Source organism: Nocardia arseniciresistens (assembly GCF_046764875.1).
GTDB classification, from domain to species: Bacteria; Actinomycetota; Actinomycetes; order Mycobacteriales; family Mycobacteriaceae; genus Nocardia; species Nocardia arseniciresistens.
In genome coordinates, this window is the sequence record NZ_JBKORD010000032.1 from 37,979 (window position 1) to 51,472 (window position 13,494).

Consider the following 13,494-nt stretch of genomic DNA (forward strand, 5'->3'; position numbering starts at 1 on the left):
ACCAGCGGGTGGACAACTGGAGAGGTGACTGCACCCCGGACCATCAGCGCGGCTGGATCCGGAACGTACGGGCGCATCTTGACGAGGCATTCGACGAAAGGCCGTTTTTCACGCAGGCCAACCTCATCGAGGCCGACTTTCTTGAAGGCAGAGGCATGACGCAACTTCCTGGCCACAGGTCCCCCGGACCAATCGGGCTCTATGACCCGGCGAACGAACACGACGCCTGCGGTGTCGCGTTCGTCGTCGACATGTACGGCCGCCGCAGCCGCGACATCGTCGACAAGGCTATTACGGCTCTGTTGAACCTGGAGCACCGCGGTGCCGCGGGTGCCGAACCCAATAGCGGTGACGGCGCAGGCATCCTGATCCAGATTCCGGATCGGTTCTTCCGCGCCGTGGTCGATTTCGAATTGCCGCCGGAGGGCTCCTACGCCACCGGTATCGCCTTCCTGCCCCAGGCCCGCCGTGAGGCGACCAAGGCCGCATACGGGCTGGAACGCATCGTCGAATCCGAGGGCCTCACCGTGCTCGGCTGGCGCGACGTACCCACCGACGAATCCACCCTCGGTGCCCTCGCGCGCGACGCCATGCCGACCTTCCGACAGATCTTCATCGGCTCTCCGAGGGGTGCGGCCGAACAGCTGTCGGGCATGGAACTCGAACGCCGTGCTTACGTCGTGCGCAAGCGGGTCGAGCATGAGCTCGGCAAGGCGGGCGCCGGCGAGGGTTCGGTCGGTAAGGAGTCGGTGTATTTCCCGAGCCTGTCCGGGCAGACCTTCGTCTACAAGGGCATGTTCACTACGCCGCAGCTGCGCGCGTTCTACCTGGACCTGCAGGACGACCGGGTGGAGTCCGCCCTTGGCATCGTGCACTCCAGGTTCTCCACCAACACCTTCCCGTCGTGGCCGCTGGCGCACCCGTTCCGCCGGGTCGCGCACAACGGTGAGATCAATACCGTCACCGGCAACGAGAACTGGATGCGGGCGCGCGAGGCGCTGCTGCGCTCCAAGGTCTTCGGCACCAACGAGGCGGGCAACAACCGGCTCGCGAAGATCTTCCCGGTCTGTACGCCGGGGGCGAGCGATACCGCGCGCTTCGACGAGGTGCTCGAGCTGCTGCACCTCGGCGGCCGCAGCCTGCCGCACGCGGTCCTGATGATGATTCCCGAGGCCTGGGAACGCAACGAGACGATGGATCAGCAGCGTCGAGCCTTCTACCGCTACCACTCGATGCTGATGGAGCCGTGGGACGGCCCGGCATCGGTGTGCTTCTCCGACGGCACCGTCGTCGGCGCCGTGCTCGACCGCAACGGTCTGCGCCCGAGCCGCATCTGGGTCACCGACGACGGCCTTGTCGTCATGGCCTCTGAGGTCGGTGTCCTCGATATCGATCCGGCGAAGGTGATCAAGAAGGTTCGGTTGCAGCCGGGCCGCATGTTCCTCGTCGACACCTCGCAGGGACGCATCGTCGGCGATGACGAGCTCAAGACCCAGCTGGCCGCCGAGCTCCCGTACCAGGATTGGCTCGACGCGGGCGTCACCAAGCTCGCCGATCTGCCCGACCGCCCGCACGTGCACATGTCGCACGATCGCGTGCTGATCCGTCAGCAGATCTTCGGGTACACCAACGAAGAGCTGAACCTGCTGATCTCGCCGATGGCAAGGACCGGTGGCGAGGCGCTCGGTTCGATGGGCACCGATACCCCGATCGCGGTGCTTTCGTCGCGGCCGCGACTACTGTTCGACTACTTCTCGCAGCTGTTCGCACAGGTCACCAATCCGCCGCTGGACGCGATCCGCGAGGAAGTCGTCACCAGCCTGCGCAGGGCCATCGGCCCCGAGGCCGATCTGCTGACCCCGGGACCCGAGTCCTGTCACCAGATCACCGTCGCGTCGCCGATCCTGGACAACGACGAGTTGGCCAAGCTCGTACACATCAACGACGACGGCTCACAGCCCGATCTGCGTTCGGTGATCGTGCGCGGCCTGTACCCGGTGAAGCAGGGTGGCAAGGGCCTGCGCAGGGCGCTGGAGGCGATCAACACCCAGGTTTCGGCCGCCATCGACGGCGGCGCGCGGATCATCGTGCTCTCCGACCGCGAGTCCAACGAGAAGCTGGCGCCGATCCCATCGCTGCTGCTGACCTCGTCGGTGCACCACCACCTGGTCCGCGAGCGCACCCGCACCATGGTCGGTCTGGTCGTCGAGGCCGGTGATGCCCGTGAGGTGCACCACATGGCCATGCTCGTCGGCTTCGGCGCCGGCGCGATCAACCCGTACATGGCCTTCGAGACCATCGAGGACATGCTCGAGCGCGGCGCACTCGACATGCCGGGCAGCACCGGCGACATCGCCGCCGACTACCGCGCCGCGGTCGTGAACTACAACAAGGGCGCGAGCAAGGGCGTGCTGAAGGTGATGTCCAAGATGGGCATCTCCACGCTGGCCTCCTACACCGGAGCGCAGCTGTTCCAGGTGATCGGCCTCTCGCAGGAACTGGTGAACGAGTACTTCACCGGCCTGCGTTCGCATCTCGACGGCATCGGCCTCGAGGAGATCGCCGCCGACATCGCCACCCGCCACACCGTCGCGTTCCTGGAGAACCGCAACGAGCGCGCACACCGCGAGCTCGAGGTCGGCGGCGAATACCAGTGGCGGCGCGAAGGTGAATACCACCTGTTCAACCCGGACACCGTATTCAAGCTGCAGCACGCGACCCGCACCGGTCAGTACTCGATCTTCAAGGAGTACACCAAGCTGGTCGATGACCAGTCCGAGCGGCTTGCCTCGCTGCGCGGCCTGTTCAAGTTCAACACCACCAGCCGGGCCGCGATCTCGATCGACGAGGTCGAGCCCGCCAGCGAGATCGTCAAGCGATTCTCGACCGGCGCGATGAGCTACGGCTCCATCTCTTCGGAGGCGCACGAGACCCTGGCGATCGCGATGAACCGCATCGGTGGTCGCTCGAACTCGGGTGAGGGCGGCGAAAGCCCGGCCCGCTTCGAGCCGGACGAGAACGGCGACTGGCGGCGCAGTGCGATCAAGCAGGTGGCGTCGGGCCGCTTCGGTGTGACCGCGCACTACCTCACCAACTGCACCGACATTCAGATCAAGATGGCCCAGGGTGCGAAGCCCGGTGAGGGCGGCCAACTTCCGGCGCACAAGGTGTACCCGTGGGTCGCCGAGGTGCGGCACTCGACGCCGGGCGTCGGCCTGATTTCACCGCCGCCACACCACGACATCTACTCGATCGAGGATCTCGCGCAGTTGATCCACGACCTGAAGAACGCGAACCCGCAGGCGCGGATTCACGTGAAACTTGTTGCGGAGCCCGGCGTCGGCACCGTCGCGGCCGGTGTGTCGAAGGCGCACGCGGACGTGGTGCTGATCTCGGGTCACGATGGTGGCACCGGTGCCTCGCCGCTGACCTCGCTCAAGCACGCGGGTGGTCCGTGGGAGCTCGGCCTCGCCGAGACCCAGCAGACGTTGCTGCTCAACGGACTTCGCGATCGCATCGTCGTGCAGGTCGACGGTCAGATGAAGACCGGGCGCGACGTGATGATCGCCGCGCTGCTCGGCGCCGAGGAATTCGGTTTCGCCACGGCGCCTTTGGTGGTCTCGGGCTGCATCATGATGCGGGTCTGCCACCTCGACACCTGCCCCGTCGGTGTCGCGACCCAGAACCCGGTGCTGCGCGAGCGCTTCACCGGCAAGCCGGAATTCGTCGTGAACTTCATGATGTACGTCGCCGAAGAGGTCAGGGAACTGCTGGCGCAGTTGGGTTTCCGCACGCTCGACGAGGCCATCGGCCGGGTCGACATGCTCAACACCACCAAGGCCAAGCAGCACTTCAAGGCCAGCAAGCTGGACCTGTCGCCGATCCTCGACGACGTCGAGACGGCGTTCATGCGCCAGGACCGTCGCTGCACCAAGACGCAGGACCACGGCCTGGACAAGGCGCTCGATCAGCAGTTGATCACGCAGAGCCGCGATGCGCTCGAGCGTGGCCAGGCGGTGAAGTTCGAAACCAAGATCTCGAACGTGAACCGCACCGTCGGCACCATGCTCGGCCACGAGGTGACCAAGCTCTACGGTGGCGCGGGCCTGCCCGACGAAACCATCGACATCACCTTCACCGGCTCCGCGGGCAACAGCTTCGGCGCCTTCGTCCCCGCAGGCATCACGCTGCGGGTACTGGGTGACGCGAACGACTATGTCGGCAAGGGACTTTCTGGCGGCCACCTGGTGGTTCGCCCGTCCCTCAACGCACCGGCCGACTTCGTCGCGGAAGAGAACATCATCGCGGGCAACGTGATTCTGTTCGGCGCGACCAGCGGCAAGGTGTTCATTCGCGGTGTCGTCGGAGAGCGGTTCGCCGTACGTAACTCGGGCGCCTGCACGGTGGTCGAGGGTGTCGGCGACCACGGCTGTGAGTACATGACCGGTGGCCGGGTCATCATCCTCGGTGAGACCGGCCGCAACTTCGGCGCCGGTATGTCCGGCGGTGTCGCGTTCGTATACAACCCGAACGGCACCTTCGAGGCCAGGCTCAACCCTGAGCAGGCCGAAGCCGTCGAGGAACTGTCAGGTGACGATTTCACCTGGCTGCGCGACATCATCACGCAGCACCGTGACCAGACGGATTCCGCTGTCGCCGAGCGCATTCTGAGCGATTGGTCGCAGCAGGTGAACTACTTCGTGAAGGTCATGCCGCGCGAGTACAAGAAGGTTCTGCTCGCGATTTCCGAGGCCGAAAAAAACGGCACGGATGTCGACGACGCGATTATGGAGGCAGCACGTGGCTGATCCGCAAGGTTTTATGAAGCACACCAAGCGGGAGCTGCCGATTCGTCGTCCGGTTCCGCTGCGTCTGATGGACTGGAAAGAGGTCTACGAGGCGGGTTTCGAGCACGAGACCCTGCAGCGTCAGGCCAGCCGGTGTATGGACTGCGGTATTCCGTTCTGTCATAACGGCTGTCCGCTCGGCAATCTGATCCCCGAATGGAACGACCTGGTCTACCGGGGTCAGTGGCGTGAGGGCATCGACCGGCTGCACGCGACCAACAACTTCCCGGAGTTCACCGGGCGGCTGTGCCCCGCACCGTGCGAGTCGTCCTGTGTCCTCGGTATCAACCAGGACCCGGTGACGATCAAGCAGGTCGAGGTCGAGCTCATCGAGAACGCCTTCGACGAAGGCTGGGTGACCCCGCTCTACCCGACTCGCCTCACCGGTAAGAAGATCGCGGTCGTCGGTTCCGGTCCGGCCGGTATGGCCGCCGCGCAGCAGCTGACCCGCGCGGGCCACACCGTGACCGTGTTCGAGCGCGCCGACCGCATCGGTGGCCTGCTGCGCTACGGCATCCCGGAATTCAAGATGGAGAAGCGCTTCATCGATCGAAGGGTCGCGCAGATGGAGGCCGAGGGCACCATCTTCAAGACCGGCGTGAACGTCGGCGTCGACATCACCGCCGAGCAGCTGCGCGAGCGGTTCGACTCGGTGGTGCTCTCCGGTGGCGCGACGCTCGCGCGCGACCTGCCGATCCCCGGTCGCGACCTGGACGGCATCCACCAGGCGATGGAATTCCTGCCGTGGTCCAACCGGGTGCAGCTCGGTGACGATGTCACCGACGCCGACGGTCTGCCGCCCATCCACGCCAAGGGCAAGAAGGTCATCATCATCGGTGGCGGTGACACCGGCGCGGACTGCCTCGGAACTTCGCACCGGCAGGGTGCCGAGAGCGTCCATCAGTTCGAGATCATGCCGCGCCCGCCGGAGGAGCGTGCCTCCTCTACTCCGTGGCCGACCTACCCGCTGATGTACCGGGTTTCCTCGGCACACGAAGAGGGCGGCGAGCGCGTGTTCTCCGTGAACACCGAGCGTTTCGTCGGCGTGGACGGCAAGGTGACCGGCCTGGAGGCCCATGAGGTCAAGATGGTCAACGGCCGCTTCGAAAAGGTCGAAGGCACCGACTTCACCCTCGAAGCCGACCTCGTCCTGCTTGCCATGGGCTTCACCGGTCCCGAAAAGCCCGGCCTGCTCGAAGGTCTCGGCGTCGGCTACGACCAGCGCGGCAACGTTCAGCGCGACAAGAACTGGGCCACCAACATTCCCGGCGTTTTCGTCGCCGGTGATATGGGCCGCGGCCAGTCCTTGATCGTCTGGGCCATCGCCGAGGGCCGCGCCGCCGCGGCCGCCGTCGACAAGTTCCTGGAGGGCGAAACCGCGCTCCCCGCGCCCATCACCCCCACGATGCTCGCGCAGCGCTGAGTAGATAGACCCGTCTCCTACCGGAGCGGAAGGCGCCTGTGGATGTGAATCCGCAGGCGCCTTCGTCATTACGCGCTGAATGTTTGCTAGAGTCTCGACGCTGACTGTGTATGTGGCGCAGGCAAACCGAACGGTGCGGAAATTGCTGAGGCGGGAATCGGACAATCCTTCTGGTTCGAATGGCGTTGACGAGGCCGTGGCCTTATTGTGATCTTCGGTGTGCTTCGAATCTAGGGATGTGGATTGCGTAGCACGCGTCATTTTGACGGCTAGCTTTCGTTGACGCGGCGTGCACTGGAACGACATCCTTCGAGGTCAGCATAGGTAGTGACAACTTGTCGGGGATTTGCTCTCACGAGAGCAAGGGTTGAACTGGAGCAATATGCACGTGAAGAAAGTTGCCGCGGCTCTCGGTGCGTGCGCGGTGGTTGCGTCAGGTTTGGTCTTCGGTAGCGGTTCTGTAACGGCCGATCCCGGGTGCCCGAGTCTGTATGTGGTCGCCATTCCTGGCACCTGGGAGACCGGTCATGATAAGAAACCACAGCCCGGCATGCTCGCCGGTGTCACCAACGGGTTGCCCCGTTCGGTCGACGTCGACTATGTGAGTTACGCCGCGACCGCCTTCCCGTGGGAAGGCGATGTCTACGGCGCCTCGAAGAAGGAAGCGACCGACACGGCTCGCGGTCTTGTCGGCGCGATGGGACAGCGCTGCGGTGGCACGAAGATCGCCATCGTCGGTTACAGCCAGGGCGCGGACGCCGCGGGTGACCTCGCGGCCGAGATCGGCACCGGCCTCGGTGTTGTGCCCGCGGACAGGATCTCGGGCGTCGGCCTGATCTCCGACCCCCGTCGTTCGCCCACCGATGTTCAGGTCGGTCCTGTCGCGGCGGGCGCGGGCGCGGGTGGCCCGCGTGTCGGCGGCTTCGGCTGGCTCAGCGACCGCACCAGGACCATCTGCGCGACCGATGATCTCTACTGCGCCACCGCCTCCGACGACTTCGTGACGCGGTTCGCCGGCTTCCTCGCCCAGACCTCCGACGCCAATCCCGCCAACATCTGGCGCTACCAGCTCGAGGCGGGCGCGATCATGAACGACCTGATGGCGCGTGGCGGTGTGCCGCTGTTGCAATCGCAGCTCACCGATTCCGCGAACCAGCAGCGAGCCAAGGACCTGGAAGGGTTCTACAAGTCGCAGGCCCACACGCTCTACGGCAACTACAAGGTGGGTGGCGGCCAGACCGCGACCTCCTGGATGCACAACTGGATCGCGAGCATGGCCTGATCCACGACATATGAACACTGAAGGCCACCTCCGCGCGCTGGGAGGTGGCCTTCAGTATGTCGATTGTCAGCTGCTGCCGGTCGGCGGCAGGATCCCGAAGAACTGATGAGGACCGTCGGGGCCGGGATGATCGCCGCGCTCGTGGAACCGTATCCGCGGCCCGTCATGGCCCGGACCGTCGCGACCCGGCCCATCCGGCCAGTCGTGATCACCGTGCGGACGGCTGATGTCGGTAGCTTCCTGGGGGTTCGGTGTTTCGGCGGATGCGGTGACCGCCAATGTGGCGAGTGGAACTGTGACCAGTGCCCCGGCCACCGCCACCCGGGCCAGGCGACGCCTGAGCGAGGTCGGTGTCTTCGAATTCAACGCGGAATTCCTTTCTCTCGAACCGTGAGTCGCGGTGCGGCTCACCGGTTCCATAGAAGGTTCCGACGCTGAGACGGTGGTGCGATCGCGCTGGCAATCGGCTGTGAGTGACCGTGACCCGAAGGCAAATGCTCAGGCCCGCGCGGAAATATTGCGCGGCAACAGATCCCAGACATGGCCGTTCTCGTTGACGGTCGCGGCGGTGCGGCTGCCGGTGCGCGAATACAGGATTCGGGTGATCGAGCAGTAGTCGATCGGGAAGGTGAGTGGCCGCGCCAGACCGAGCACCTCTTGCAGGACCACATTGATCACGCCGCCGTGTGCGAAGACCGCGACCGTGTCGGTGGGATCGGTGGTCGCCGCGATCTCTAGGACGGCGTCGCGCACCCGGGTGCGGAAGGCGTCGGCGTCGATCTGCTCGGGCAGTTGGCCTGCCTTGATGCGTTCGTAGGCAGCCCGGAACTCGATCTTGGCGTCCTCGATCGGGATGTAGGCGGGCAGGTCGCGATCGTATTCCGCGAGACCATCGAGGACGGCGACGTCGAGGCCGAGTTTCGCGGCCGTCGGCGCGGCCGTGGCGCGGGCCCGCCGCTGCGGGCTGCTCACCACCCGGCTGATCCGATGGTGACTCAGCGCCGCGGGCACTCGTTCGGCCTGCTCGATTCCGATGGCGGCCAGTTCGGGATCGGCGGGGCCATCCGCGTTCAGAACTCGAAGCGGCTGGGCGTGACGGACGAGGATCAACTGCACCCAACCCACTCTGCCGTATCGGCGGTGTCACCTCGCAATCACCGACCGGACACGAAGGGCCCGGGTCGCGGCAAGCGACCCGGGCCCCTTCGCGCCGGTACTACCGGCCAGCGCGGCTAGTTCTGCTTTTTGCGGTTTACCAGCAGGTAGATGCCGCCGATGATCAGCGCGACGACGAGCAGGCAGCAGATGCCGCCCAAGATCAGTCCGCCACTGCTGCGCTTCTTTTTCTTCTTGGCGGCGTATTCCATTGCCTGGGTCCAGGTGTCGCCGGAAGCCCAGGTGTCCGGACTTGCCCACACCGAATGGTCCAGCAGACTCGCGTTGGTCAGCAGGTCAAGGTACATGTGTATCCCCATCTCTCAGGTATCGGCCTCCTCCCGGAGCCGAATATCCAAGGGTAGTGGGCAAATCGGGCACGCGTGCCGCTCATCGTGGTTTCACCAGCGGGAAGGGCAAGGTTTCGCGGATGCTGCGACCGGTGATGAGCATCACGACTCGGTCCACACCCATCCCGAGCCCGCCGGTGGGCGGCATCGCGTGCTCGAGTGCCTGTAGGAAGTCCTCGTCGAGCTCCATCGCCTCCGGATCGCCGTTGGCCGCGAGCATCGACTGCTCGGTGAGCCTGCGACGTTGCTCGACCGGATCGGTGAGTTCGCTGTAGGCGGTACCGAGTTCGACGCCCCACGCGACCAGGTCCCAGCGTTCGGTCACACCGGGGATGCTGCGGTGCGCCCTGGTCAGCGGCGAAACCGAGGTGGGGAAGTTGACGTAGAAGGTCGGCTCCTGAGTGCTGGACTCCACCAGGTGCTCATACATCTCGAGCACGACCTGCCCGGAGTCCCAGCCGTGCTGATAGGGCACCTGCGCGTTGTCGCACAGCTCACGCAGCTGCTCCAGATTCGTCTCCGGGGTGATCTCGGTGCCGAGCGCCTCGGACACCGCACCATGCACGGTCTTCACCGGCCACTCACCGGAGATGTCCACCCGTTCGAACGAGCCGTCCGGATCGGCCCGCAACGCCACCATCGCGCCATTGGCGGCCATGGCGGCGTTCTGGATGAGCTGACGGCAGACGTGCATCATCCGCTCGTAGTCGCTGTGCGCCTCATAGGCCTCGAGAATGGTGAACTCGGGATTGTGGCTGAAGTCCACACCCTCGTTGCGGAAGGTGCGGCCGAGCTCGAACACCTTCTCCATACCGCCGACGCACAGTCGCTTGAGGTAGAGCTCAGGTGCGATCCTCAGATAGAGGTCCAGGTCGTAGGCATTGATGTGGGTGCGGAACGGTGTGGCGTTCGCGCCGCCGTGCACCTGTTGCAGGATCGGGGTCTCTACCTCGAGATATCCCCAGCCGTTCAACGAGTCTCGCAGCGAACGGACCACCGCGCTGCGCTTGGCGAGCACCTCGCGGGCCTCCGGGTTGATCGCCATGTCGACATAGCGCTGGCGCACCTTCGCCTCGGGATCGGCGAGCCCTTTCCACTTGTCCGGCAATGGATGCAGGCACTTGCCGATCATGCGCCAATCCGCGGCGAGCAGCGATAGCTCGCCATTGCGGCTGCGCCCGATCTGCCCGCTGACCTCGATCAGGTCGCCGAGGTCGAAGAACTCGGTGAATTCGGCGCTGTGCTCGGCGCCGACCCGGTCGCGGTCGATGACAAGCTGGATGTCGTCGGTCCAGTCCCGCACCACCGCGAAGATCACGCCGCCGTAGTCGCGGATGCGCAGCAGCCTGCCGCAGACCCGGACGGTGGTACCGCGCGGCGAATGCCGGGCCGCGGCGACGGTGTGGGTGGGCGGATAAGCCACCGGATAGGCGTCGACGCCGGCGTCGGTGAGCCTGGCCAGCTTGTCCATCCGCACCCGCACCTGCTCCGGGCGGCGGTGTCGCTGTTCGGTGGTCGCGATATCGGTCAGGTCCGGCGGGCTACCGTCGGCGTGCAGTCCGGTCATGGTCGACGGCACCGCGCTGAAGATGCCCGTGTGGGTCACAGTGTCGGGATCCTCGCCGAACCGCGGTAGGAAGCCCTCGGCAAGCGCGCTGGCGACCGCGACCCGTGGCAGCTGCCTGCGCTCCTCGAACAGGAAGAACCGCGGCACCCAGCGCGGCTGGTATTTCACATTCGATCGATAGAGTGCCTCCAGCTGCCACCATCGCGAAAAGAACAGCAGCACACCGCGCCACAGCCGCAGGACCGGTCCCGCGCCGATGCGCGCGCCCTCTTCGAACACCGACCGGAAAACCGCGAAGTTGAGCGAGACCTTCGTGATCGCGTGCTGCTCGGAATTCAGCGCCAGCTGAGAGATCATCAGCTCCATCACGCCGTTGGGGCCGTTGGGGTCGCGGCGCATCAGCTCGAGGGAGACACCGGTGCGGCCCCACGGGACCAGCGACAGCATGCCGAGTACGCGATCCTGGCCATTGACCGCCTCGACCAGGAGGCAGTCGCCGTCGAGCGAATCGCCGAGCCTGCCGAGTGCCATGGAGAAACCGCGTTCGTCCTCGGTGTCGCGCCAAGCGTCGGCGCGCGCGATCACATGCTTCATTTCGGCCGGTGGAATTTCGCGCTGCCTGCGGATACGCACGTGTATTCCGTGCTTGCGCAACCGGTTCGCGGCCTGGCGTACCTGCTTCATCTCGGGCCCGGCCAGCGAGAAGGTCCTGGTGTCGAGGATCGCCTCATCGCCGAGACGCAAGGCGGAAAGCCCGGCCCTCCGGTACGCCGTCGCACCGATTTCGCTGGCGCCCATGACCGCGGGTGCCCAGCCGAATTGATCGGCCAACCGCAGCCACTCGTCGATCGCCTGCGGCCATGCCTCCCTGACACCGACCGGGTCGCCGCTGGCAAGGCAGACACCGAGCTCGACCCGATAGGTGACCGCCGCCTTACCGCTCGCCGCGAACACCGCCGCCTTGTCGCGTCGCGTCGCGAAGTAGCCGAGGGAGTCCTCGACGTCGGAGCGTGCCAGCAGTCCACGAATCGCGGATTCGTCGGTGCCCGTCATCGCGTTGGCCGCGCGCTGCGAGCGCAGCAGGATGATCACCGCCGCGAGCAGTGCGATCGCGCCGAAAAGGCCGAGCAGGAAGTTGACGAACGGGCGCGGGTGGCCGTCGAAATGTTCGTTGTCGACGAGGACCGCGGCGGTGACGCGATAGACCGCCCACGCGGGCCGCTGCGCGCCCTGCGGTAGCGAGCCGGGGAACAGTTCCACCAGACCCCAGCCGAGCACACAGCCGATCGTCAGTCCGCCGAGCAGCACGCCGAGCGCCTTCAGACCGGCGCCGCGGCGCACCTTGGTGTAGAACTCGCGCCACGCGGCGATCAGCAGGCCGATCGCGAGCACATGCAACACCATCGCTACCAGCGCGTCGATATCGCCGTCATTGACGAAATCGACCACGTTCGACAGCGTGTACAGCGCGAGGTAGCCGACGAGCAGCCACCAGGCAATGCGCTTGCGACTGGCCAGCGCGCCCGCGAGCAGGCCGATGACCAGCGCCCACATGAGGTTCGTGTCGGGCGCGTCGAAGTAATAGGCGTCGATGTAGCGGCGCGGGGCCTGGGTCAGATAGCGCAGGCCCGGCGAAAGACTCCACAGGAACAACACCACAGCGAAGACACCGAGGATCGTCCCCGCGATGTGCGGGATCTCCCTGAGGCGTCCGTGTCCGCGGTGCGGCACGGGTGGTGTCGGTCTTTCCGAGGGTGGTTCGATATCGATGTGGTGTTCGGCGTGCGTGGAGGTCACCGAACCAGTGTGTACGGTGGCGCGGTCTCGATGCTCCAAGATCGCCCGGGCATGTCGGTTATGAGCGCGTCACAGCCGCGTGTCAGTCGACACAGTGCCCGATCGGCGGTGTTCGCGGGGACCTCCGTCGGCACGCCGCGCGACGGCCTCCGGTCCCGTCGCCCCTACCGCGAGGAGGTTGGCGTTTCGTCATTCGGGGGTCGAAGGGTAAGGATGTACCCATGTCCGATCCAGTCGATGTGCCGATCGATGACGACGTCATTCGACTCGGCCAGTTCCTGAAGCTGGCCAACCTGATCGAGTCCGGTTCGGAGGCCAAGACGGTCATCGCCTCCGGTCTGGTCCGGGTGAACGACGAGGTCGAGCTACGTCGTGGCCGTCAACTGCACTCCGGCGACGTTGTCACCATCGCCGGTCACAGAGCGCGGGTAGCGGGCGTCTGATCAGTTCTCCGCGCGCACCACGACACCGTCGTGGTCGCTGTAGAGCATGTCGCCAGGAGTGAAGGTGACGCCGCCGAACTCGACGGTGACGTCCCGCTCGCCGCTGCCGGTCTGCGTGCTCTTGCGCGGGTTGGTGCCGAGAGCCTTGATGCCGATTTCCAGCGTGCGCAGGATCGCCGAGTCGCGCACGGCGCCATTGACGATCACACCCGCCCAGCCGTTGGTGACGCCGCGTCCGGCGATGATGTCACCGACCAATGCGGTGTGCACGCTCGCGCCGCCGTCGACGACCAGCACGCCGCCGTTGCCCGGTTCGCCGAGGGTTTGCTTGACCAGCAGGTTGTCCTGGAAGCAACGGATTGTGGTGATCCGGCCGGAGAATGCCGCATGGCCGCCGAACTGAATGAACTGCGTGTCGCAGCTGCGAATCTCGGGGCCGATTTCGTCTGCGAGATCAGCGGTGGCAACAACGCTCTGCGATTCGGTCACTGTCTTATTTTGCAGCGCCCGCGGCGCTGCGTGTTCGCGGGGCTGTGTTTTTTTGGCGACGCCTGCGGCGTCGCGTGTTCGCGGCCCCCTTGGTCTCGCGTCCGAGCGTCCGAGACTCGCGCCTGCGGCGCATGCGCTTCG

9 protein-coding genes are annotated in these 13,494 nt (G+C 65.7%); 4 read left to right on the plus strand and 5 right to left on the minus strand.

What is annotated here, in order from left to right; translation table 11 throughout:
• Nucleotides 1-155 precede the first annotated feature (155 nt).
• From gltB to ACLMAJ_RS37325, 3 genes are all read left to right on the plus strand, one after another.
• Nucleotides 156-4,808: a glutamate synthase large subunit gene (gene gltB / locus ACLMAJ_RS37315; RefSeq protein ID WP_412018633.1), complete on the plus strand. Its 4,653-nt coding sequence runs from the start codon at nucleotides 156-158 to the stop codon at nucleotides 4,806-4,808.
• Nucleotides 4,801-6,270 carry a glutamate synthase subunit beta gene (locus ACLMAJ_RS37320; RefSeq protein WP_412018634.1) on the plus strand — a complete coding sequence of 490 codons (1,470 nt, stop codon included), beginning with the start codon at nucleotides 4,801-4,803 and terminating at the stop codon, nucleotides 6,268-6,270. The genes gltB and ACLMAJ_RS37320 overlap by 8 nt, the downstream gene beginning before the upstream one ends.
• Before the next feature lie 382 nt (nucleotides 6,271-6,652).
• Nucleotides 6,653-7,552: a cutinase family protein gene (locus ACLMAJ_RS37325; protein WP_412018635.1), complete on the plus strand. Its 900-nt coding sequence runs from the start codon at nucleotides 6,653-6,655 to the stop codon at nucleotides 7,550-7,552.
• A gap of 66 nt (nucleotides 7,553-7,618) precedes the next feature.
• On the opposite strand, the gene ACLMAJ_RS37330 is transcribed toward ACLMAJ_RS37325, so the two are convergent.
• From ACLMAJ_RS37330 to lysX, 4 genes are all read right to left on the minus strand, one after another.
• A complete protein-coding gene (locus ACLMAJ_RS37330; protein WP_412018636.1) occupies nucleotides 7,619-7,918 on the minus strand; it encodes a hypothetical protein in 300 nt (99 codons plus the stop codon).
• Between the two features lie 132 nt (nucleotides 7,919-8,050).
• Nucleotides 8,051-8,668, minus strand: coding sequence for a histidine phosphatase family protein (locus ACLMAJ_RS37335; RefSeq protein ID WP_412018637.1), 618 nt, complete (start codon nucleotides 8,666-8,668; stop codon nucleotides 8,051-8,053).
• 116 nt (nucleotides 8,669-8,784) lie between these two features.
• Nucleotides 8,785-9,015 (minus strand): hypothetical protein, encoded by a 231-nt coding sequence (locus ACLMAJ_RS37340; protein ID WP_412018638.1) that lies wholly within the window; start codon nucleotides 9,013-9,015, stop codon nucleotides 8,785-8,787.
• Nucleotides 9,016-9,097: 82 nt separating this feature from the next.
• Nucleotides 9,098-12,421, minus strand: a complete 3,324-nt coding sequence (gene lysX / locus ACLMAJ_RS37345) for a bifunctional lysylphosphatidylglycerol synthetase/lysine--tRNA ligase LysX (RefSeq protein WP_412018639.1) — start codon at nucleotides 12,419-12,421, stop codon at nucleotides 9,098-9,100.
• A 221-nt stretch (nucleotides 12,422-12,642) separates the two neighbouring features.
• On the opposite strand from lysX, the gene ACLMAJ_RS37350 reads away from it, so the two are divergent.
• Nucleotides 12,643-12,864 (plus strand): RNA-binding S4 domain-containing protein, encoded by a 222-nt coding sequence (locus ACLMAJ_RS37350; protein ID WP_412018640.1) that lies wholly within the window; start codon nucleotides 12,643-12,645, stop codon nucleotides 12,862-12,864.
• Here ACLMAJ_RS37350 and rraA read toward each other — a convergent pair whose 3' ends face one another.
• The gene (gene rraA / locus ACLMAJ_RS37355) at nucleotides 12,865-13,353 is read right to left on the minus strand and encodes a ribonuclease E activity regulator RraA (protein ID WP_412018641.1); all 489 of its coding nucleotides are present in this window, start codon (nucleotides 13,351-13,353) and stop codon (nucleotides 12,865-12,867) included.
• Nucleotides 13,354-13,494 lie beyond the last annotated feature (141 nt).

Excerpts from the sequence above, each read along its gene's own strand:
- gltB (WP_412018633.1), top strand. The coding sequence starts at position 156 with ATGACGCAACTTCCTGGCCACAGGTCCCCCGGACCAATCGGGCTCTAT.
- ACLMAJ_RS37325 (WP_412018635.1), top strand. The coding sequence starts at position 6,653 with ATGCACGTGAAGAAAGTTGCCGCGGCTCTCGGTGCGTGCGCGGTGGTT.
- ACLMAJ_RS37340 (WP_412018638.1), bottom strand. The coding sequence starts at position 9,015 with ATGTACCTTGACCTGCTGACCAACGCGAGTCTGCTGGACCATTCGGTG.
- ACLMAJ_RS37350 (WP_412018640.1), top strand. The coding sequence starts at position 12,643 with ATGTCCGATCCAGTCGATGTGCCGATCGATGACGACGTCATTCGACTC.